The sequence below is a fragment of the Collinsella sp. AF28-5AC genome (assembly GCF_003457875.1).
Classification (GTDB): domain Bacteria; phylum Actinomycetota; class Coriobacteriia; order Coriobacteriales; family Coriobacteriaceae; genus Collinsella.
The window spans coordinates 116,946-140,083 of record NZ_QRTA01000001.1; the positions used below are offsets into that span (position 1 = coordinate 116,946).

The window sequence follows — 23,138 nt, forward strand, 5'->3', positions numbered from 1 at the left end:
GAAACAGCTTCGAAACACGCGATTTGTACGTCGAGTGCTCAAAAACGCTTCTACCTGCATCGTAATCAAAACGAAACATCCGCCCGTCGGCTTATGCGAAACTTTGCTGCAACAGTGCGATATTATCCATACTCGATAAAGCTCGCGGCGCATGGGGCGCCTCGAACGACACTTTTCTTTTCCATCAATTGGAGGAAGCATGAGCTACACGCAGAAAGTTCTCGACGAGCTCAAGGCCCGCTATCCCGAGCAGCCTGAGTTCATCCAGGCCGCGACCGAGATCCTCGGCACCATCCAGCCGGCGCTCGACGCCCATCCCGAGTACGAGGAGGCCGCTCTGCTTGAGCGCCTCGTCGAGCCCGAGCGCATCGTTATGTTCCGTGTCCCCTGGGTCGACGACCAGGGTAAGGTCCAGGTCAACCGCGGCTACCGCGTCGAGTTCAACTCTGCCATTGGACCCTACAAGGGCGGCCTGCGCTTTAACCCGACGGTCACCCTGGGCATGCTTAAGTTCCTGGGCCTGGAGCAGATCCTCAAGAACAGCCTGACCACCCTTCCCATGGGCGGCGGCAAGGGCGGCTCCGACTTTGACCCCAAGGGCAAGTCCAACAACGAGATCATGCACTTCTGCCAGTCCTTCATGACCGAACTCTATCGCCACATTGGCCCCAACACCGACGTTCCCGCCGGCGACCTGGGCGTTGGCGGCCGCGAGGTTGCCTACCTGTTCGGTCAGTACAAGCGCCTGACCAACGAGTGGACCGGCGTCCTTACCGGCAAGGGCCTCTCCTTTGGCGGTTCGCTCGCCCGTACCGAGGCCACCGGCTACGGCTTGGTCTACTTTGTGGACGAGTACCTCAAGAGCCGCGGCGACTCCTTCGAGGGCAAGAACGTCGTCGTTCACGGCTCCGGTAACGTCGCCATCTACGCGGTCCAGAAGGTCGCCCAGCTCGGCGGCAAGGTACTGGCCTGCTCCGACACCCACGGCTGGGTCGAGGATCCCGACGGCATCGACTACACCGTGCTCGAGCATGTCTACAACAAGAAGCGCTCCGGCCACGACAAGGGCGTTACGCTCGCTATGTACGTCGACGAGAAGCCCAATGCCACGTGGCACGAGGGCGACGGCCGCGGCGTGTGGCAGCTTCCCTGCGATATCGCGCTGCCCTGCGCTCGCGAGAACACGCTGCTGCTCGAGGACGCCCAGGCACTCGTCGCCAACGGCTGCAAGGTGGTCGGCGAGGGCGCGAACATGCCCACGACCATCGAGGCCACGACCTACTTCCAGGAGCACGGCGTCGCCTTTATGCCCGGTAAGGCTGCCAACGCCGGCGGCGTGCTCGTGTCCGGCTTGGAGATGAGCCAGAACGCCGAGCACCTGTCCTGGACCTTCGAGGAGGTCGACGGCAAGCTCGAGCAGCTCATGCGCGGCATGTTCCACAACGTGGACGACACCGCCAAGGAGTACGGCGAGGAGGGCAACTTCGTCATGGGCGCCAACATCGCCGGCTTCCTGAAGGTCGCTGACGCCATGCTCGCCCAGGGCGTCTGCTAAACCCTGCCTGACATAGCATTGATAAGGCTCCCAGTCATCTTGGCTGGGAGCCTTTTCTATCTCGGAGGACTCCTCATAACTTGCGGTGATATACGGACTGTTTTGCGTTCCAGAACGGCTAATCAGTCCGTATATCACCGCAAGTTATGTATGGGTGGGTGGATTTTGTCCTAAAACGGTGTGCGGCCCCTCGTTTGGTACACTTAAACGTACTGGACAAGTGGAGAGATGGGGGAGAACGTGCTCAAGTTCGGTACCTACGTCCGTGTTGGAAACGCGGCCGAAGCCTATGAGCTCTTACAGAAGAACCGCAACAACAAGATTGTGGGCGGCGGCATCTGGATGCGCCTTGGTTCGCGTCGCGTGGCGACGGCGATTGACCTTTCGGCCTGCGGACTCGATCAGATCGAGGAGACCGAGACCGAGTTTCGCATCGGTGCCATGTGTACCCTGCGCCAGCTCGAGCGCCATGCCAAGCTCAACGCGCTTGTCAACCATGTCTTTGAGTTCGCCGTCCACGATATCGTGGGCGTGCAGCTGCGCAATACCGCTACGGTGGGCGGCAGCATCTACGGTCGCTTTGGCTTCTCGGACGTTCTCTCCGCCTTTCTCGCGCTCGATTCCTATGTTGAGCTGACGGGGGCAGGCCGCGTGCCGCTCGCCGAGTTCGTGAACATGGGTTACGTTCGCGACGTGATCGAGCACATCGTAGTCGTTAAGCACGATTACCGTGCAAGCTACGAGGCCGTGCGCAAGGCCGCGACCGACTTCCCCTCCTTAAACGTCACTGCCGCCTGGTGGGACAACAGCTGGCATGTCACCGTGGGCGCCCGCCCGCTGCGCGCGACCCTGCTGCAGGGCGAGGCATGTGGCCTTACTGCCGAGCAGCCTTCCGAGGACGAGCTGCGCGTCCTGGCTGCATCCGTGCGTGCGCTGAGCTACGGCACCAACCTGTGGGGCTCGGCAGACTACCGCCGCTGCATCTCGGCCCCGTTGGCGATTCAGGCCGTGCGCCGCGCCGCCGGCATCGAGCTTTCGGCCGCGCTTGCCCGCGAGCTCGAGGGCGTGCAGATTCCTAAGTTCGCCACGGACGAGTATTCCTGCCGCCGCGTGCCCGGCGTCGATTCTAGCGAGGTGCGCTAATGGCTGCCAAACTCATCGATCTTTCCTTTACGCTCAACGGCCGTAAGGTCAAGGTCCAGATTGCCCCCGACACCATGCTCTTTGCACTTTTGCGCGAGCAGGGTTGCGAGTCGGTGCGCTGTGCCTGCGAAACCACCAACTGCGGCCTGTGCACGGTGTGGCTCGACGGCGACCCGGTGCTGAGTTGCTCGGTTCCCGCCGCTCGCGTCGAGGGCCACACCATCACCACGCTCGAGGGCCTCAAAGCCGAGTCCGAGGCGCTTGCCCGCGCGATGGCTGCCGAAGGCGCCGAGCAGTGCGGTTTTTGCGCCCCCGGCCTCATCATGAACGTGCTGGCGCTCGCCCGCGCCGCCAAGGAGGACCCGAGCCTCGTCGCCACGCGTGAGGAGCTCTCGCGTCAGCTTGCCGGTAACCTCTGTCGTTGCAGCGGCTACGAGAGCCAGCTGCGCGCCATCGTGCGCTTCCTCAACGAGTCTGGCGTGCAGGTGGGCTTCGAGATGCCCGAGCTGCCCGTCAACGACACGAGCTCCGACGGTGTCTCCTACAAGCAGATCACCCATAAGCAGCCCAAGAAGGACTCGAAGGCCCTGCTCGAGGGTCGTCCCGTCTACACCGGCGATATGGTGCCCGCCGGTGCGCTCATCGTCAAACTCAAGCGCAGCCCCTATGCCCGCGCCAAGATCCGCTCCATCGATACGTCGCGCGCCCTGAAAGTGCCCGGTGTGGTGGGCGTCTACACCTACGAGGACGTGCCCAAGCGCCGCTTTACCATCGCCGGCCAGAGCTATCCGCAGCCGAGTCCCTACGACCGCCTGATCCTCGAGAACCTCGTGCGCTACCAAAACGAGGAGGTGGCGATCGTCGCCGCCGAGACCGAGGAGGCCGCCGACAAGGCGCTCAAGCTCATCAAGGTCGACTACGAGGTACTCGAGCCCCTGCTCGACTTTACCCAGGCGCTCGATAACGACATCGTGGTCCACCCCGAGGGCGACGTGACCTTTATGTTCCCGCAGGGCGGCGATGTCCCGCGCAACCTGGTGTGCAGCGGTACCAGCGATTATGGCGACCTGGACGAGGCCTTTGCCCAGAGCGACATCGTCTTCACCCGCACCTACACCAGCCAGGCCACGCAGACCGCGCCCATGGAAACCTTCCGCGCCTTCGCGACGACCGACGCGTTCGGGCGTATCTCGGTGACCACCTCCACGCAGGTGCCCTTCCACGTGCGCCGCATGGTCGCGCAGTCGCTCGACATTCCGCAGTCGCAGGTGCAGGTCATTAAGCCGCGCATCGGCGGCGGCTTTGGCTCCAAGCAGACGGGCTGCTGCGAGATCTTTGTTGCGTTTGTGACCCAGCAGACCGGCCGTCCGAGTTACTGCTGCTACACCCGTGAGGAGACCATCACCGCGGGCAACTCGCGTCACCAGATGCAGATGACCGTTAAGCTGGGCGCCATGAACGACGGCACTATCACGGCCATCGACCTGCACACGCTGTCCAACGCCGGCGCCTATGGCGAGCACGCCACCACGACGATCGGCCTCTCGGGCCACAAGAGCCTGCCCATCTACAACCACGTGAAGGCGAGCCGCTTTAGCTGGGACGCCGTCTACACCAACACCAACCGCGGCGGCGCGTATCGCGGCTACGGTGCCACCCAGGGCCAGTTTGCCGTGGAGAGCGCCGTCAACGAGCTCGCCGACATGCTGCACATGGATCCCGCCGACCTGCGCCTTAAGAACATCGTGCGCGAGGGCGAGATCATGCCGCAGTACTACAACGAGAAGCTCAACGCCTGCGCGCTCGACCGCTGCCTGCTACGCGCGATGGACATGATCGGCTGGCGCGACAAGCCGCTGGCCGTCGACCTGGGCGACCGCGTGCGCGCCCTGGGCTGCGCGCTCACCATGCAGGGCTCGGGCATCTCCAACGTGGACATCGCCGGCATCGACATGCGCCTGGAAGAGGATGGCTTCATTACCATTGGCACCGGCGCCACCGATAACGGCATGGGCGTCGACACGATCCTGGCGCAGATTGCCGCCGAGGAGCTGGGCGTGGAGAGCTCGCTCATTGTGGTGCGCGGTGTGGATACCGATGTGTCGCCGTTCGACGCCGGCTCGTACGCGAGCTCGGGCACGTACGTGACGGGTCTGGCAGCCAAGAACGCCGCGACGGAGCTGCGCGAGAAAATTTGCGCCAAGGCCGCCCAGATGTGGGACGTGGACGCCGCCGACGTGGTCTTTGATGGTCAGTACGTGCGCCTGTCTGACGAGCGTGCCGCGCGCGAGCAGAACCGCTACCTCACGCTGCGTGACTTTGCCAACCTGTGCGTCAAGAACATTGCGGGCGGCGACGCGCTCACCTCGCATGCCTCTGCCTGCCTGCCCGTTTCGCCTCCGCCGTTTATGGCCGGTATTGCCGAGGTCGAGGTCGACAAGGCCACTGGCAAGGTGACTGTGGTGGACTATGCGGCGGCCGTTGACTGCGGCACCGTGATCAACGAGGCGCTCGCGCGCGTCCAGGCCGAGGGCGGCATTGCCCAGGGTATCGGTCACGCGCTCTACGAGATCGTCGAGCACGATGAGCGCGGTCGTCTGCGCACCGGCAACTTTATGAGCTACAAGCTGCCCACACGTCTGGATATCGGCAGCATCCGCGTGGCCTTTGAGCCGAGCTACGAGCCGACGGGTCCGTTTGGTGCCAAGTCGATCGGCGAGGTCGTCATCAACACGCCGCTCGCCGCCGTTGCCTCGGCCGTGGCACACGCTACCGGACATCAGGTTCGCTCGCTGCCGATCACGCCCGAGAAGGCCCTGCTGGGGGAGTAGGCGAGGAGGCGCTGTACCCGCTCATTGCCTAGCCCGGGGAAACTGCAGCCCACTTTTCAACTGAATTGTGGGCTGCAGTTTCCGTTTGAGGGCCTTGGCGGAAAGTGCATCCCGGAATAGGGGCTCAAAACGGATTGCAGTTTCCGGTTGATGGCTATAGCGGAAATTGCATCCCATTCCGAGGCCCCAAACCGGGACACGCTTTCCGGCGCATGGCCAGCATCGCCAGGCTGCCGAGTCCTACCGAAGTTGCGGTGGAATAGGGACTGTTTTGGAGGACTGGAGCCCCAAACAGTCCCTATTCCACCGCAACTTCGATGGGGCGGCGGGGGATCCGATGCGTACTCGTGGTGAGGTCGTGAGCTTGTAAAAGGTGTGCGTGCGCTTGTCGTTCGTATCTGCTATCATTCCTAGTCTGTGCGCTCATGCGGGCGTGGCGGAATTGGTAGACGCGCCAGATTTAGGTTCTGGTGGGATTCCCGTGAAGGTTCGAGTCCTTTCGCCCGCACCAACGCATCTGCGTCGGCTTCGGCCGTCGCGACTCTTTGTTGCATAAAGGTACCAGCACCTCAGATAAGCTGGGCAGTATGAGGAGGAACGTGTTGAACATCACCGCTTCTGACGTCAAGGACGCCAAGCTCACCGCTACGGTCACCATCCCGGCCGCCGACGTCGACGCCGCGATCAAGAAGGCCTACAAGGACACCGCCAAGAAGTACCGCTTCCCGGGCTTCCGCGCCGGTAAGGCTCCCCGTCCGGTCATCGACTCCGCACTTGGCGCCGAGGCTACCCTCGCTCAGGCCACCAACGACCTGATCGCTGCCAACGAGCCCGCCGTCCTCAACGAGCTGGACATCGTCCCCACCAAGAACGGTGACTACAAGGACCTCGACCTCGCCAAGGATCACGAGGACTACACCTACACCGTCGAGTTCTCCCTGCGTCCCGCCGCTGAGCTCTCCTCCTTCGACGCCGTCGAGATCGAGATGCCCCCTGCGGAGGTCACCGAGTCCGAGATCAACAACCAGGTCGAGATGCTCCTCAACTACCGTGCCACCTTCGAGGACGTCGAGGGTCGCGCCGTCGAGGCCGAGGACTACGTCACCGTCGACCTCAAGGCCGTCGAGAACGCTGACAACTTTGCCGCCGAGGGCCGCATGCTCATCGCCGGTAGCGACAGCAACCCCAAGGAGTTCAACGAGGCCCTGATCGGCGCCAACGTTGACGACGTCAAGTCCGTTACCTGGACCGACGAGGTCGAGGAGGGCGAGGAGGCCGAGACCCACACCGTCGAGGTCGCCGTCAAGGGCATCAAGGTCCGCAACACCCCCGAGCTCACCGACGAGCTCGTCAAGTCCGACTTTGGCTTCGACAGCATCGACGCCATGCGCGACGCCATCAAGATCGAGATCGAGCAGGACAAGGCTTCCCGCCTCCCGGCCGAGAAGGAGAACCGTTGCGTCTCCGCTCTCGCCGAGCGTCTGCAGCTCGAGGAGATGGACGCCGACTACGAGCAGTCCGTCTTTGAGGAGCTTGGCCAGAACTTCCTGTCCAACCTCGCTGCCCGCGGCATGACGCTGGACACCTGGCTGCCCGCTTCCGGTCTGACCATGGAGCAGTTCATCGGCGACCTGCACAAGCAGGCCAACGACGTTGCCCGTGAGTCCCTGGCCCTCGACGCCCTCGCCCGCGAGCTCAAGATTGAGGTCACCGAGGACGACATCAACGCCGAGTTCGAGAAGGCCGGTGTCAAGGACGTCGAGGCTTCCAAGGCCGAGTTCATCGCCGATGGCCGCATGCCTGCTGTCCGCGAGTCCATCCGTCGCTCTAAGGCCGTCGACCACCTGGTCGAGAACGCCAAGGTGACCGAGGTCGACGAGACTGCCAAGGACGCTGAGTAATTCTCGCCACCTTGCTCGCGAGCGCATGCGTGCGCCCGTGATGGGGTAAAGTTATACACCGGTTATCCGGTTGCTTCGTACGGTGCCAGCCAATGCATAGCATGCGGGCACCGTACGTTTATCTAGAACCAATTTGGTCCGCAAGAGAGAAATGGAGATGCGTATGATCGCTAAGTTCGATTCCGCCCTCGTGCCATACGTTATCGAGCAGACGCCGCGCGGCGAGCGCAGCTACGATATCTATTCGCGCCTGCTCAACGACCGCATCATCTTTTTGGGCGAGGAGATCAACTCCGTCAGCGCCAACCTGGTCGTTGCCCAGCTGCTGCATCTTGAGAGCCAGGATGCCGAGAAGGATATCTCGCTCTACATCAATTCGCCCGGTGGCGAGGTTTACTCCGGCCTGGCGATTCTTGACACCATGAACTTCATCAAGCCGCAGGTCTCCACCATCTGCGTGGGCATGGCCGCGTCCATGGCCGCCGTGCTGCTTTCGGCCGGCGCCAAGGGCAAGCGTTTCTGCCTGCCGCACTCCAAGGTCATGATTCACCAGCCCAGCGGCGGCGCCCAGGGCCAGCAGACCGAGATCGAGATCGTGGCCGAGGAGATTAAGAAGACCCGTCGCGAGCTCAACCAGATCCTGTCCGACGCCTCGGGCCAGCCCATCGAGAAGGTCCAGGCCGACACCGAGCGCGACAACTACCTGACCGCTGCCGAGGCCCTCGACTACGGCCTGATCGACCGTATCGTCACCTCGCGCGACCTCGCCGCGAAGGACGCCTAGGATGGCAGGAAACATGCAGGACAACTTTGACGAGAACGGCAACCCCATCCGCTGCTCCTTCTGCGGAAAAGAGCAGGGTCAGGTCCGTCGCCTCGTAAAGGGTCCGACCAACATCTTTATCTGTGACGAGTGCGTCGCCGCTTGCTCTGAGATCTTGGAGGAGTCGCTGGCTTCGGACTTTATGGACGCTGCCCGCAACGGCAAGCTGCCGGGCTTCCTCAACGATCACGGCCAGGCTGCTGGGCAGCCCGCCGTGGACCCCGAGGCCGAGGGCTTTGAGCTCGAGGACGACCGCCAGGTCATCACGCACGTGCCGACGCCGCACGAGATCTATGACGAGCTTTCGGCTTATGTCATGGGCCAAGAGGACGCCAAGCGCGCCATGTCAGTTGCCGTGTACAACCATTACCGCCGCGTCATCGAGGGCGGCGCTGCGCTTTCGGCCTTTGACGACGGTTTGGACTCGCAGCTTGACGATGACATGGACGAGGTGGAGCTCGCCAAGTCCAACATCCTGCTGCTCGGTCCCACCGGTACCGGCAAGACCCTGTTGGCCCAGACGCTCGCGCGCATCCTCGAGGTGCCGTTTGCCATCGCCGATGCCACCGCGCTCACCGAGGCTGGTTACGTTGGCGAGGACGTGGAGAACATCCTGCTCAAGCTCATCAATGCTGCCGATGGCGACATTGAGCGCGCTCAGGTGGGCATTATCTACGTGGACGAGATTGACAAGATTGCCCGCAAGGCCGAGAACCTCTCCATTACCCGCGATGTCTCGGGCGAGGGTGTGCAGCAGGCGCTGCTTAAGATTCTTGAGGGCACGGTGGCCAGCGTTCCGCCTACCGGTGGCCGCAAGCATCCCCAGCAGGAGCTGCTGCAGATCGACACGACTAACATCCTGTTTATCTGCGGCGGTGCCTTTGTGGGTCTGGACAAGATCATCGCCGACCGCGTGGGCAACAAGGGCGTGGGCTTTAACTCCGAGATCGCCGGCCCCACCTCTGTCGACGAGAACGACCTGCTGCGTCAGGTGCTCCCGCAGGACCTCAACGCCTTTGGCATGATCCCCGAGTTCGTGGGCCGTACGCCCGTTGTCACCCAGACGCAGGCGCTCGACGAGGACGACCTGGTGTCGATTCTGACCGAGCCCAAGAACGCCGTGGTGCGTCAGTACCGCAAGATGTTCCAGCTCGAGGACGTTGAGCTTGAGTTTGAGGCCGCGGCCCTGCACGAGATCGCCCGTATGGCGCTCGCCCGCAAGACCGGCGCCCGCGGCCTGCGTTCCATCTGCGAGGACGTGCTTCAGCAGACGATGTTCGACCTCCCCAGCGAGGAGGGTGTCGCCAAGGTCATCGTGACCGAAGCGGCGGTTAAGGGCGAAGAACAGCCCCAACGCATCTACGGGTAAACCTGCCAAAAACGTGCTTGCAAATAGCCTCCGACCATCCGCGGTCGGAGGCTATTTTATATATACGCAAAACACCCAACTACCTGTGTTATTCTGTGTGTTTGTTTAAGCCTCAGCGAAGTCATATCAGACTGAAGTAATCGATACCTAAGGCGCGTCCGCCTGCTTGGTTTTCGTAGATTCCGCACGAGCCGAAGAGCACTTAATGTGCTCTTCGTGCGAGCCAGGACCTGACCGAGCGAAAACCAAGCAGGCGGACACGCCGGCGGGACAGGGAGAGATATATGGAAGAGATGCCCAAGAACTACGATCCGTCGACCAACGAGCCGGCGATCCTGCAGAAGTGGCTCGACGGCGGCTACTACAAGCGCCGCGAGGGCGTGGGCGACTGCACCGTCACCATTCCGCCTCCCAACGTGACCGGCAAGCTCCACATGGGTCACGCCACCGACGACTCCATCCAGGACGCCATCATCCGTATGGCCCGCATGCGCGGCAAGTCCACGCGCTGGGTGCTCGGCACCGACCACGCCGGTATCGCTACGCAGACCAAGGTCGACAAGAAGCTCAAGAGCGAGGGTATCAGCCGCCTGGAGATCGGTCGCGACAAGTTTGTCGACGCTTGCTGGGATTGGACCCACGAGTACGGCGGCATCATCGTCGAGCAGATCAAGCGCATGGGCTGCTCCGTCGACTTCGACAACGAGCGCTTCACCATGGACGAGGACTATGCCCAGGCTGTGCGTAAGGTCTTCTGCGACTGGTACCACGACGGCCTGATCTACCGCGGCAAGCGCATCGTCAACTGGTGCCCCAACTGCACTACCGCTATCTCGGACGACGAGGCTGAGTACAAGGACGAGAAGGGCCATCTGTGGCACCTGCGCTACCCGCTGACCGAGCCGGTCAACGGCCAGGACTACATCGTCGTCGCTACCACCCGTCCCGAGACCATGCTCGGCGACACGGGCGTTGCCGTCTCCCCGAAGGACCCCGAGAAGGCCGCCTTTGTGGGCAAGACCGTCATGCTGCCGATCGTCAACCGCGAGATTCCCATCTTTGAGGATTGGCATGTCGACGCCAACTTTGGCTCCGGCTTCGTCAAGGTCACCCCGGCCCACGACCCCAACGACTACGCCATGGGTCAGGCCCACGACCTGCCGCAGATCAACATCTTCGACGAGCACGCGGTGGTCGTCGAGGGCTACGGCGAGTTCACCGGCATGAACCGCGACGAGTGCCGCGAGGCCGTCATCAAGTGGTTCGACGAGCACGGCCTGCTCGACCACGTCGAAGAGCTCGACCACTCCGTCATGCACTGCTACCGTTGCGACTCCGCACTGGAGCCGTGGCTGTCCGAGCAGTGGTTCGTGGCCGTCGATAAGCTCAAGGGGCCGGCGCTCGACGCCGTCAACTCCGGCAAGGTCACCTTCCACCCCGCGCGCTGGACGCAGACCTACACCACCTGGATGGAGAACCTCAAGGACTGGTGCATCAGCCGCCAGCTGTGGTGGGGCCACCGCATCCCCGTGTTCTACTGCGAGGACTGCGGCTGGGAGGACGCCCTCACCGAGGACACCGACGTGTGCCCCAAGTGCGGCGGTCATCACGTGCATCAGGACGAGAACGTGCTGGACACCTGGTTCAGCTCGCAGCTGTGGACCTTCGCCACGCAGGGCTGGCCGCAAAAGCCGGAGCTGCTCGAGGGGCATCACCCCACGACGGCGCTGGTCACCGCGCGCGACATCATCGCGCTGTGGGTCGCCCGCATGGTCATGAGCTCGCTGTACTTCCTGGATGAGGTGCCGTTTAAGGACGTCGTCATCTACCCGACGATCCTTGCCAAGGACGGCAGCCGCATGTCCAAGTCCAAGGGCAACGGCGTTGACCCCATGGACCTCATCGGTATGTACGGTGCTGACGCCATGCGCTACAACCTGCTCACGCTGTGCACTAACAACCAGGACGTCAAGTTCGACGCGAACATCGATAAGAAGACCAAGAAGCTCATCGACAGCCCGCGCACCGAGCAGGCCAAGAGCTTTGTGACCAAGATCTGGAACGCCAGCCGCTTCCTGCTTATGAACATGGAGGGCTACACGCCCGGCGAGCCCGTCGTTGAGACGCCGGCCGACGCCTGGATGTTCAGCCGCCTGGCCAAGGCCGTGAAGATGGTCACCGAGGGTATTGAGAACTACACCTTTGGCGACATGGCGCGCGGCGTGCAGCAGTTCTTCTGGAACGAGGTCTGTGACTGGTACGTCGAGGTCACCAAGGCTCGCCTGAAGGGCGAGGGCCGTCTGCAGGCGCAGCGCAACCTGATCTTTGTGCTTGACACGTCCATTCGCCTGATGCACCCGCTCATGCCGTTCGTGACCGAGGAGATCTGGGACAACATGCCGGCGAGCGTGCTCGATCTGGACGCCGAGGGCAACGTGGACCGCGCCGAGGCGCTCATGATCGCCAAGTGGCCCGAGCCCGCCGACTACGCCAAGTATGTTGACGAGGACGCCGAGCGCGCGTTTGAGCTGTGCCGTACCGTCGTGTCTGCCGCCCGCGCCACGCGTTCGCGTTATCGCTTGAGCCCCAAGGCCGAGCTCGACGTGGTCGTGCGCGCCGGTGCCGAGGACATCGAGAAGCTCGAGAGCTTGCGCTCCACGATTGAGCCGCTGGCAAACACTGCCTCGCTGGTCATGGGTACCGACGTCGAGAAGCCGGCTGCGAGCATTGCCGTGGTCGATAGCGGTGTCGAGGTCTTTGTGGTGCTCGAGGGCAAGGTTGACCTTTCGGCCGAGAAGGCACGCCTGGAGAAGGAGATCGCCGCGGCCCAGAAGGAGCTTGCTGGCTGCGAGAAGACCCTTGCCAACGAGGGCTTTGTGGCCAAGGCCGCGCCTGCGGTGGTCCAGAAGAAGAGGGACCGTGCAGCTGAGCTCAAGGAGATCCTGGTGGCGCTGACTGCTCAGGTTGCTGACTTCTCGTAGGTGTTACTGGGGGACGCGTCCCGATGCTTTGCTCTCCGCTGCGGACAGTCCTGCGCAAGACGGACAGCACATTAAGTGCTGTCCTTTGCGTGCGGAACTTGCGGCGAGCAAAGCATCGGGCCGCTCCTAGTTCGTTTACGTGGTTTTTTTGCATCTGGCGTGTTAGGGCCACTGGGTTGTGGCCTTGATCTTGCTGCAACCGGGTAAAGGCTGATATTGTCAACGTGACGGGCTCATTCATTTTGGTGGGCCTCTTTTTCTGTTATGGGGGACTATGGGTTATGGCTAAGCGTTCGGGGTCGTATGTCGTTCCTTTCTCGTTTGAGCTGCTTTCATTTGATGAGGCTGTTGGGCTTGCTGCTGATACGGGGCGGATTTCTGGGGATGCTGGGCCTCTGCTTGAGACGGTTGTCGATATGCTCGATGAGCTGGGGCGTCCGGATGAGTATTTCGATTGCATCCAGGTTGCCGGTACCAATGGCAAGACTTCGACCACGCGTTTTTCGGCTGCCATCTTGCGTGGTGAGGGGCTTAAGACGGCGCTGTATACGTCGCCGCAGCTTGTGCGTTACCCCGAGCGCATGGAGGTTGACGGGCGCGTTGTGAGCGACGAGGCCTTTGCCCGTGGCGTTTCTGCCGCCGTCGAGGCAGGTCGTCGTGTGAATGCGTGTCGTATTGCGGCGGGGGAGCGTGCCTATGCCATCACGCCGTTTGACCTGCTGACGGCTGCCGCACTTGTCGTGTTTGCCGAGGCCGCGGTGGATGTTGCCGTGCTCGAGGTTGGTATGGGCGGACGTTGGGACGCCACGAGTGCGACAGATCCCGTTGCCGTTGCCATTACGGGCATCGGGCTCGATCACACGCGCATTCTGGGCGACACGCTCGAGGCCATTGCGGGGGAGAAGGCCGCGGTCATCAAGCCCGGACGCCTGGTTGTTCTGGGCGAGGGCACGCATGAGCCGAGCGTTCAGCGCGTGATGGATGCGCGTTGTCGCGAGTGCGGCATTGTGCCGCTGGTGGTGAACCATGCCACGACCAAGGTGCCGGCACATGTGGGCGACACGGTTGAGTTTAGCTGTACCACGCCGCGTGCGATCTATACGTCGAGCATGGTCAAGCCGGCGTATCAGCCGCAGAATGCCGCGTGCGCGATTATGCTGTGCGAGGGGTATCTGGGTCGCGAGCTTGACCACGATGCGCTTGATGCGTCGCTTATGGGTTGCCCCACACCGGGTCGCTTTGATGTGCTGGGGACCGATCCGCTCAAGCTGATTGACGCCTGCCATAACCCCCAGAGCTGCGAGAACTTTGTGAGCGCGCTGGACGAGATCGATCCGTGCGTAGAGAATCGCCCCACGCTGCTGTGCGCTGCGCTGGCCGACAAGGACGTGGCGGGTATCGTTGACCTTTTGGTTCCGGCGTTCCCCCGTGTGGTCGTGACACAGACCGATTCCGATCGCGCCCTGCCGGCGGAGGAGCTCGCCGGCCTCGTTGATGCCGATAAGCTCGCGGGCGTATACCCGAGCGTGCCCGAGGCCCTCGCTGCCTTCGATGCCGCGGGCGAGTCCTTCGTTGCCGCCGGTACCATCACCCTAGCCGGCGAAGTAGCAGGCCTGTTGCGCTAACCCATCCCCTCATCAGTTGCGGTGAAATACGGACTGTTTTACAAGCCAGAAGCCTCAAACGGTCCGTATATCACTGCAGCTCAAAAGCAGTCAATTTGGGACGGGGCTTTTTGGCTGCCCTGTGCCCCGAGTTGACTCGCTTGCCACGAAATGGGCCTATCTACTACGTTTTAGCGAATACCCCCGACCACACCGAGAATTGCAAAATTAAAACCGCAGGTAGACGGCTTGCGGATTTTGCGAAAACGCGGGTATGGTCGCCCTATGCGGGTTAAACGTAGTAGATAGGCCGTTTTTGTGGCGCGGTATTGGTGGGATGCGGCAAAGGGACAGCGCCTTTGCCGCATTGCCTAGTCCAGACGGACCGGATCGTGGGGGTAGGCGTTGAGAATCTCGACGTCGTTCTCGGTCACCAGGGCCAGGTCCTCGATGCGGACGCCGGTGCGGCCGGGGAGGTAGATGCCCGGTTCGATGGAGAACGTCATGCCAGGCTCTACGACCTGCTCGTTGACGAGCGAGACGTCGCCCGGCTCGTGGTCCTGCAGACCAATCGAGTGGCCCAGGCGATGTGTGAAGTATTTGCCATAGCCTGCGTCCTCAATCACGTCGCGCGCGGCACGGTCCAGGTCGCACATGCGCACGCCCGGTGCGATGAGTGCTTCGGCGGCCTCGTTGGCACGGCGTACGATATCGTAGATGTGTGTTGTCTCCTCGTCCGGCTCGCCCCAAAAGAACGTGCGCGTCATGTCCGAGCAGTAGTTGCGATGCCGTCCGCCAATGTCGAACAGCACCACGTCGCCACGCTTGAGCACGGTATCGTCGGGTTCGTGATGCGGGTCGCCGGCGTTGGCACCAAAGCTCACGATCGGCGGAAAGCTAAAGCCCTCGCAGCCGTGCTTGCGATACAGGCCGAGCATTTGGTCAGCAATTTCGCGTTCCGTCACACCCCCGTGGACGAGCTTAATCGCGTCGGCCATCACGGCGTCGTTGGCGGCAGAGGACACGCGCATGAGCTCCTGTTCGGCGGCGTCTTTGTAGGTGCGCGCGGCAGTGACGGCAAAGTCACCCAGGAAAAACTCGCTTGCGGCGTGGCGCTCCATGAGCGGCATCAAAAAGCCGGAGCGCATGACGGTGTCGATGCCGAGCGGTTTGGTCGGATCGACCTCGCGAGCGATGGCGTCGGCCACGACATCGGTATCGGTGTGATAGGCGACGCGGGCATTGTCGTACTCGGGCAGTTGATGCAGTGCGTTGACCAGGATCACCGGCTCGGCATCGCGCACGAGCAGCACGCCGCAAAAACGCTCGAACATATCGGCATAAAAGCCGGTCAGGTAATAGATCGACCATGGGTCGTTTACGAGCAGCTGTGCGCCGGGGTGCTGAGCCTCGAGCGCATCGAGCACGCGCGCCACACGCTGGTCATCGACATGTGCCATGAAACATCCTTTCGCTAGGTTGCCACCATGGTATCCCCAATGCCAGGGTAGTCAATTTGCGACGGGCTATTTTAGCTGCGTCCAACATGCGGAATGATAGGTAAAAGTAGCCATAAGAGGTCCGTCCCAAATGGGCTGGTTTCAAAACTATGGCGGATTACGGGGCTGGACCTGTATTGCTTGACCATGGGAAAAATTGCGAAATTAAAACCGCAGGTAGACGGCTTATCAAAAATCGAAAAATGCCTGTATGGATGGGGGTCTCCGAATCAGCCCCGTAAACCGGGGTAGTTTTGAAATGGCACAAATCCGATAGCAGCCAAGAGGGCGCTTTTGCAACCGAAAAGAAGGGAGCGGGGTAGCTAAAAGAGCCCCGTCCCAAATTAGCTAGTCGATGTCCATGCTGGCGATGAGGTCGATGTTGGTGTTGAGGAGGTTCTCTAGCACGACGTCGCCCATGCGGATGGGGGCCTCGACGACAACGCCGCGGATGAGGTCCATGGCTTGGGCGTGGAGTGCCAGCGGGATGGCTTCGGCCGTGCGCACGGGGAGCAGGGCTTCGTCGCCGCCGGAGACGGCCACGGTCGTCGTGAGCACGCGCATGGGGCAGGTTAGCTCCTGATGTGCGAACGTATCACCGCGCGGGCAGTTGTTGCCGGTCACGGAGCGAACTTCCACCACAGCGCCTTTGGCGTCGCGCTCAACCTCTACGGTTAGGAGGCACTCGGATGGGCATGTCGTGCAGTTGAACTGCAGCGTTTCAATCGCGTTTGTGCTCATGACTCTACGCCTCCTCAACGGGGTCGACGGACAGGACAATCTCGTTAACACCCAGGTCGAGTGCGCGCTGAATTACCTTTGCCGGTAGTGGGAAGCTCTCCATTACGCTCGGTTTAAACGGGCGGACCTTGCCTGCAAACATCTCCTCGTCGCCTGCCAGAATGCGCACGCGGGCGGCGTCGACCGGCCGGCGCACGCGGAAGCTGAGCTTGGTGAGCGCCACGGCCGTAATGCGTCCCGGCAGCGCGTATCCCGCAATGCCGGCAGGGGAGACGGTGAGCTCGCAGTCCGCAGCGACGCCCGCGCCGGTTTCCAGCGCGTGCGCCGCTGCAGCTGCGCCAGCCCTCTCGGACTCGGTCGTCACGTTGTCGGCCAGGTCGTGCACGTGCAGCACGTTGCCGCAGGCAAAGATGCCTGGTACGCCCGTCTGCAGGCTCTGGTCCACCACGGCGCCTCGCGTGCGCGGGTCAAGCTCTACACCCGCGGCAACCGAAAGCTCGTTCTCGGGAATCAGGCCCACCGAGAGCAGCAGTGTGTCGCACGAAACGATGCGCTCGGTTCCCGGAATGGGTGCCAGGTGCTCATCGACCTGACTTACCTCGACGGCCTCCACGCGGTCGTGCCCGATCACGCGCGTGACCGTGGTAGACAGATGCAGCGGAATGCCAAAGTCGTCCAGACAATTTTTCACATTGCGGCGCAGGCCGTTGGCGTACGGCATGAGCTCGTACACGCCCTCGACCGAAATCCCCTCGAGCGTGCAGCGGCGCGCCATGATCAGCCCGATGTCACCCGAGCCCAAAATGACGGCGCGCGAGCCGGGTTTGAGGTTCTCGATATTGATGTATCGCTGCGCCAGGCCGGCCGTAAACACGCCGGCGGGTCGGCTGCCGGGAATCTTGATCTCGCTACGGGTGCGCTCGCGGCAACCCATGGCAAGGACGACCGCGCGCCCGGTGAGCTGCAGCATGCCGGTGGGGCTCATGAGCGTGACGGTGTGGGCCGCGGCGTCTTCCGTGGACTCGTCCGAATCAATCCCAAGCACCATGCTATTCAAGAACAGCGCGATGTCGATCGCGCGCACCTGGTCGATAAAGCGCTGTGCGTACTCGGGGCCGGTGAGCTCCTGCTTAAAGTGCGAAAGGCCAAAGCCGGGGTGGATGCACTGGCGCAGGATGCCGCCTAAGTGCTGCTCACGCTCCACGATGGCCACGCGCGCGCCGGCCTTATGCGCCGAAAGCGCGGCCGCCATGCCGGCGGGCCCGCCGCCGATAACGACCACGTCGAATGCCTGCGTCGACACCGACGCTACGGCTCCTGCCTCTGCGCGTTCGTCGCGCATATCAAGCGTCGCCATCCTAGCGCACCCCCTTCAGCGGTCCCTCAACCAGCCACGAGCCAGTGTCCTCCAGCAGCACCTCGCTGGGGTCGCAGCCCAGCTCGCGGGCTAGAATCGCCACCACGCGGCTCTGGCAAAAGCCGCTCTGGCAGCGGCCCATGCCGGCGCGGCAGCGGCGCTTGACGCCCTCGACCGAAACCGCGCCCGGGCGGCGCCTGATCGCGGCTACAATCTCGGCCTCGGGCACCGTCTCGCAGCGGCAGACAATCTGCCCCCACGCGGGGTCGGAATCAATAAGTTCTTCCTTGCGCGCAAGCGGCGCGCGGTCAAAGTCGTCCAGCGCTTGGCGAATCGGGTTCCAGTCGTCCCGTTCGCGCAGGTCCACGCCAGCATCGCGCAGGACCTGCTCCATGCGCTCGGCAATGGCCGGCGCGCTCGCCACGCCCGGCGACTGAATGCCTGCGGCCTGGAACAGCCCCGGCACCACGGCCGACTGCCCAATAAAAAAGTCGTTCGTCCCCTTAATGACGGGGCGCCCGCCGGCAAATGCACGCACCACGCGACGCGTGTCCAGATCGGGCACCAGCTTGCGCGCACCGGTCAGGAGCGCGTTGACGTCATCCGCATAGGTCTGCGTGTCGCCCGGCTCGCGCACGGCGGCGGTCGCGGTAATCACGGTGTTGCCGTGTACGGTACCCGTGACGATAACGCCCTTGGACACCGGCGTGGGCACGGGGTAGAGCGGCATGAGCGCACGCGGTTCCTTGTCCAGCACCACGATGTTGCCCTGGCGCCAGACCATCTGGAACTCCTCGGCACCGGCCATATGCGAGATGTCCGCGGCTCCGTTGCCTGCGGCGTTGATCAGGTAACGGCAGTGCACGTCTCCAGCGGGCGTTGCCAGCGTAAAGCGCACGGCCCCGTCGGTAGCCTCGCCGCCAGCAACCTCAATCGCTTCCACCGGCGCAGACCGCATAAATGTCACGCCGCTGGCGACGGCGTTCTCCAGCGCGGCAATGGCGACCTCAAAGGGATCGACAAAGCTAGTCGAGGGGCACCATAGCGCGCACGTGGCCAGGGCACTCGCGCGCGGTTCCAGCTCGTGGATGCGCTCGGGGCCGATAATCGACAGCTCGGGCACGCCGTTGGCTATGCCATTCTGGCGCAGCTTCTCCAGATGCGTGCGGTCCTCGTCGCTAAACCCCAGCACCATCGAACCGGTGCGGCGGAACAAAAAGCCGAGCTCCTGGGCCCACGTGCTATACAGCTCGCAGCCGCGGGCGTTGACCTGCGCCTTTACGGTGCCCGGGGCCGGATCGTAGCCGGCGTGCACCAGACCGCCGTTGGCCTTCGATGCGCCCAGTGCGATATCGTTTGCTGCCTCGACCACGCAAATGGATAGGTCATAACGCGCGAGCTGCCTCGCGATGGCGCACCCGGTAATGCCCGCGCCCACAATTGCGATATCAAACGCTTCTGCCACGGTGCCTCCCAGACAAGTTGACAGGCTGTCAATAAAACCATCCTACGGTCTGCGCGCCCCCAGCGCGGCGGCAATGCGGCGAACAGCCCGGCAACACCCGCCAACGGCAGGCGAGGGGAGACTCAGTAACGTCGATAACCTCGTCTGCCGCCCCTGGTGTCAGAGTTTTGTCTCGTTCTGTAACATCTGGGACTGTTTTTGCCGAGTAACTGTTACAGATTGAGACATTCGGTTTGAACGGTTTTCTTTGTCTCGATCTGTAACAGCAAGAGGGGTTTTGGGGCCTAAGATGTTACAGATCGAGATTGAAGTCGGGGAGGGACCCCTGTGTCTCGATCTGTAACACCTAGACCCGGATTCCGCTCCCACCTGTTACAGATTGAGATGTTTGTGTCCGCGCCAGCCCCGCCACTAGCCGTGGTCCCATATAAACAAACCCCGTGGTAAACTTGACCGGACTGTTAATATCCCGAAAGGTACCCGTAATGTCCAAGTACATCTCCGAGCTCATGTCGCCGCAGCTTATGGGCGTCGTCTATGCCTTCGTTGGCTTTATCATCGCCCTGTATGTGCTGTCGGTCGTCTATGTGTTCATCGACGCTCGTCGCCGCGGCGCCAGCGCCTACGTGGCATGGGGCATCATCGCCCTCATCCCGTTTGTAGGCCTCATCGCCTACCTGGTCTTGCGCCCGCACTCCTACGCGTCCGACCGCGAGGAGCAGGAGCTGGACATGGCCCTGCGCGAGCGCCAGCTTGCCCAGTACGGCACCTGCCCGCAGTGCGGCGCGCCCATCGAGAAGGACTTCGTCGTCTGCCCGGTGTGCGATACCCAGGTTCGCAACGTATGCCCCAGCTGCCATCGCCCGCTCGATGCGCACTGGAAGGTCTGCCCCTACTGCCGAACTCGCATCCAGTAACGCATCCATCGCTGGGCCGGCCGCAAGCCACGGGCACACCGCAAGCCATGCGCGCCCCACACCCCGCCCCCACACGATGAAGCATGCGTAGAAAATCGCCCGCCGTGCCATTAAGGTGCGGCGGGCGCTTGTATACCAAGGCAACCTGCCTATAATGATGCAAGTCAAAAACGCCGAGCGCATCGCACGCACTTGCATCAGGCATCCGAGAGGAGAAAACATACCCATGAAGGCACTCTACAATGACGGTTCGGTGGCCGAGCTCCCGCAGGACGAGGTCACGCACGTCATCCGCCACTCCGCCGCGCACATCATGGCGCAGGCCATCAAGCGCCTGTACCCCGAGGCCGACTTTGCCTACGGTCCCGCGACCGACAACGGCTTCTATTACGACGTCGACCTGCCCGAGGGCGTCAAGATCAGCGAGGACGATTTCCCCGCGATCGAGGCCGAGATGAAAAAGATTGTCAAGGAGAACCTCAAGTTCTCCGTGTACGAGAAGCCCCGCGCCGAGGCCATCGCCCTTATGGAGGAGCGCGGCGAGAAGTACAAGGTCGAGCACATCGGCGACCTGGACGACGACGCCCGCATTACCTTCTACCAGCAGGGCGACTACATCGACATGTGCGTCGGCCCCCACATCTGCTACACCAAGGCCCTCAAGGCCTTTAAGCTCACCGGCGTCTCGGGCGCCTACTGGAAGGGCGACAAGGACAACAAGATGCTCACCCGCATCAACGGCGTCGCCTTTGCCACCAAGGAAGAGCTCGACGAGCACATGCACATGCTGGAGGAGGCCAGGAAGCGCGACCACCGCAAGATCGGTCGCGAGATGGACCTCTTTATGATGCGCGACGAGGCCCCCGGCTTCCCGTTCTTCCTGCCCAACGGCATGATCCTTAAGAACGCGCTGCTGGACTACTGGCGCGAGATCCACCACAAGGCCGGCTACGTGGAGATCTCCACGCCGCTCATCATGAACAAGCAGCTGTGGAAGACCTCGGGTCACTGGGACCACTACAAGGACAACATGTACTCCACCGTCATCGACGACGAAGAGTACTGCATTAAGCCCATGAACTGCCCGGGCGGCGTGCTGGTGTACGCCTCCAAGCCGCATTCCTATCGCGAGCTGCCCATTCGCGCCGGCGAGATTGGCCTGGTGCACCGCCACGAGCTGCGCGGCGCCCTGCACGGCCTGTTCCGCGTGCGCTGCTTTAACCAGGACGACGCCCACCTGTTTGTGCGTCCCGACCAGCTGACCGACGAGATCGTGGGTGTGGTCAACCTCATTGACTCCGTGTACCAGAAGTTTGGCTTTAAGTACCACGTTGAGCTTTCCACCCGCCCCGAGGACTCCATGGGTTCGGACGAGGACTGGGCTCGCGCCGAGGAGGGCCTGCGCACCGCTCTGGAGAAGCTGGGCATGGACTACGAGGTCAACGAGGGCGACGGCGCCTTCTACGGCCCCAAGATCGACTTCCACCTGGAGGACTCGCTCGGCCGCACTTGGCAGTGCGGTACCGTCCAGCTCGACTTTCAGATGCCGCTCAACTTTGACCTGGAGTACGTAGACGCCGACGGCACCAAGAAGCGCCCCATCATGCTGCACCGCGTGTGCTTTGGCTCCATCGAGCGCTTCATCGGTATTCTGATTGAGCACTTTGCTGGCAAGTTCCCCACCTGGCTGGCCCCCGTGCAGGTCAAGGCGCTTCCGGTTTCCGAGAAGAGCCGCGACTACGCCCACGAGGTGTGCGCCAAGCTGGAGGAGGCCGGCATCCGCGTGGTCTGCGACGACCGTGACGAGAAGATTGGCTACAAGATCCGCGAGGCCCGCAGCATCGACCGCGTGCCCTACATGCTTATCCTGGGCGAGAAGGAGGTCGAGGCCGGCAACATCTCCGTCCGCGATCGCTCCAACGAGACCGTTCAGATGAGCGTTGACGAGTTTGTTGCCAAGGTACTCGAGGAGATTAAAACCCGCGCCTAAGGCAACCCAACAGAAACAACGAAAGGCGACCGTCCACAAAGGGCGGTCGCCTTTTTTAATGCCAAAACGAGAAAAAGTCGCTGGTAGAGCGCCTTTTTTGTTGTGCAAAAAGGTACAGGTTTTTGTAGAGGGCTATGGAGATGTGTCCTTTCGCGCCGCAATTTGTGCAATCTGGGAAAACAGTCCGAATTAACTTGTATAATGGCTAGCGTCGAAAGATACAAAAACCTGTACTTTTGCGACTGCGCCTAGCTGCGAGCGAGAAGATGTTCTAAACGCCCCGGTATTTGCGTGCGTCGCAAAGCCAGAAAAGGGGGCGAGAGATGGAGCAGACAACGCGGCGCCAAGAGCAACTGCCGGGCGCATTCAACGGCGCAACTACCAACAGCCAGCATGGCCGCGTCCGCTGGTATCTGGTCCACACCCCCAACGGTAAAGAGCGCGAGACCTGCGAAAAGGTCCGCCGTATTATCCCGCACGATCTGATGCAGGACGCTTTTGTGATGCAAAAGGAGTTCTGGTTTAAGCGGGACGGCGCCTGGTCGCTCCAAACCAAACCCATGTACAAGGAATATTTCTTCGTCGCCACGCACGATGCCGCAGCGCTCGATAGGGCTTTGGCTCAACTGAGCTTTGGCTGCCGCATTGCCGGCAGCAGGGAGCGGGCCTATGCGCCTATGCCGGACGATGCGCAGGAGTGGTACCGCAGCGTGCTGGACGACGACGGAGTGGTGCGCAACAGCGTGGCGCGCATAGAAGATGGCGTGCTGCACATAGAGCAGGGTCCACTTGTGGGGCAAGAGGCCCGCGTTAAAAAGGTCGACCGTCATAAGCGCTGGTGCCTGGTGGACGTGGGCGAAGGCGTCTCCGCTTTTAGGGAGCTGCTTCCGCTGGACGTTCCCAGCAAAACGTAAGGGATACGTTGCACCGGCAATTTATTTGGTTTTTGAATTTGTGGATTT

The 23,138-nt window shown here is 62.2% G+C and carries 15 protein-coding genes and 1 tRNA gene; 12 read left to right on the plus strand and 4 right to left on the minus strand.

The window, feature by feature from the left end; genetic code table 11:
* Positions 1-199: 199 nt before the first annotated feature.
* The 9 genes from gdhA to DWZ01_RS00580 all read left to right on the plus strand — a co-directional run bounded on the left by gdhA (position 200) and on the right by DWZ01_RS00580 (position 14,228).
* Complete coding sequence (gene gdhA, locus DWZ01_RS00540) at positions 200-1,555, plus strand: NADP-specific glutamate dehydrogenase (protein WP_117847591.1); 1,356 nt, start codon at positions 200-202, stop codon at positions 1,553-1,555.
* 228 nt (positions 1,556-1,783) lie between these two features.
* Entirely contained in the window at positions 1,784-2,698 is a 915-nt protein-coding gene (locus tag DWZ01_RS00545) for a xanthine dehydrogenase family protein subunit M (RefSeq protein ID WP_117847593.1), read from the plus strand.
* Positions 2,698-5,529 (plus strand): molybdopterin cofactor-binding domain-containing protein, encoded by a 2,832-nt coding sequence (locus DWZ01_RS00550; protein WP_117847595.1) that lies wholly within the window; start codon positions 2,698-2,700, stop codon positions 5,527-5,529. Before DWZ01_RS00545 ends, DWZ01_RS00550 begins: the two co-directional genes overlap by 1 nt.
* A 427-nt stretch (positions 5,530-5,956) precedes the next feature.
* Positions 5,957-6,040: transfer RNA gene (locus tag DWZ01_RS00555), tRNA-Leu, on the plus strand.
* Positions 6,041-6,128: 88 nt separating this feature from the next.
* The gene (tig, locus tag DWZ01_RS00560; protein WP_233506148.1) at positions 6,129-7,430 is read left to right on the plus strand and encodes a trigger factor; all 1,302 of its coding nucleotides are present in this window, start codon (positions 6,129-6,131) and stop codon (positions 7,428-7,430) included.
* 163 nt (positions 7,431-7,593) lie between these two features.
* Complete coding sequence (locus DWZ01_RS00565; protein WP_022095182.1) at positions 7,594-8,214, plus strand: ATP-dependent Clp protease proteolytic subunit; 621 nt, start codon at positions 7,594-7,596, stop codon at positions 8,212-8,214.
* Position 8,215: 1 nt separating this feature from the next.
* On the plus strand, positions 8,216-9,622 hold the full coding sequence (gene clpX, locus DWZ01_RS00570) for an ATP-dependent Clp protease ATP-binding subunit ClpX (protein ID WP_117736425.1): 1,407 nt from the start codon (positions 8,216-8,218) through the stop codon (positions 9,620-9,622).
* Positions 9,623-9,906: 284 nt separating this feature from the next.
* Complete coding sequence (locus tag DWZ01_RS00575) at positions 9,907-12,603, plus strand: valine--tRNA ligase (RefSeq protein WP_117847599.1); 2,697 nt, start codon at positions 9,907-9,909, stop codon at positions 12,601-12,603.
* Between the two features lie 281 nt (positions 12,604-12,884).
* Positions 12,885-14,228 carry a folylpolyglutamate synthase/dihydrofolate synthase family protein gene (locus tag DWZ01_RS00580; RefSeq protein ID WP_117847601.1) on the plus strand — a complete coding sequence of 448 codons (1,344 nt, stop codon included), beginning with the start codon at positions 12,885-12,887 and terminating at the stop codon, positions 14,226-14,228.
* A gap of 350 nt (positions 14,229-14,578) precedes the next feature.
* Here DWZ01_RS00580 and DWZ01_RS00585 read toward each other — a convergent pair whose 3' ends face one another.
* From DWZ01_RS00585 to DWZ01_RS00600, 4 genes are all read right to left on the minus strand, one after another.
* Entirely contained in the window at positions 14,579-15,667 is a 1,089-nt protein-coding gene (locus tag DWZ01_RS00585) for a Xaa-Pro peptidase family protein (protein ID WP_117847603.1), read from the minus strand.
* Between the two features lie 387 nt (positions 15,668-16,054).
* Positions 16,055-16,447 carry a DUF1667 domain-containing protein gene (locus DWZ01_RS00590; protein WP_117847605.1) on the minus strand — a complete coding sequence of 131 codons (393 nt, stop codon included), beginning with the start codon at positions 16,445-16,447 and terminating at the stop codon, positions 16,055-16,057.
* Between the two features lie 4 nt (positions 16,448-16,451).
* Positions 16,452-17,804 carry an NAD(P)/FAD-dependent oxidoreductase gene (locus tag DWZ01_RS00595; protein WP_117847607.1) on the minus strand — a complete coding sequence of 451 codons (1,353 nt, stop codon included), beginning with the start codon at positions 17,802-17,804 and terminating at the stop codon, positions 16,452-16,454.
* Position 17,805: 1 nt separating this feature from the next.
* A complete protein-coding gene (locus DWZ01_RS00600) occupies positions 17,806-19,269 on the minus strand; it encodes an NAD(P)/FAD-dependent oxidoreductase (RefSeq protein WP_117847609.1) in 1,464 nt (487 codons plus the stop codon).
* 485 nt (positions 19,270-19,754) lie between these two features.
* On the opposite strand from DWZ01_RS00600, the gene DWZ01_RS00605 reads away from it, so the two are divergent.
* The 3 genes from DWZ01_RS00605 (at position 19,755) to DWZ01_RS00615 (ending at position 23,090) form a co-directional block, all read left to right on the plus strand.
* Complete coding sequence (locus DWZ01_RS00605) at positions 19,755-20,186, plus strand: zinc ribbon domain-containing protein (protein ID WP_055251579.1); 432 nt, start codon at positions 19,755-19,757, stop codon at positions 20,184-20,186.
* A gap of 226 nt (positions 20,187-20,412) precedes the next feature.
* Positions 20,413-22,176: a threonine--tRNA ligase gene (gene thrS, locus DWZ01_RS00610; RefSeq protein ID WP_117847611.1), complete on the plus strand. Its 1,764-nt coding sequence runs from the start codon at positions 20,413-20,415 to the stop codon at positions 22,174-22,176.
* Positions 22,177-22,499: 323 nt separating this feature from the next.
* Positions 22,500-23,090, plus strand: a complete 591-nt coding sequence (locus DWZ01_RS00615) for a hypothetical protein (protein WP_117847613.1) — start codon at positions 22,500-22,502, stop codon at positions 23,088-23,090.
* Positions 23,091-23,138 lie beyond the last annotated feature (48 nt).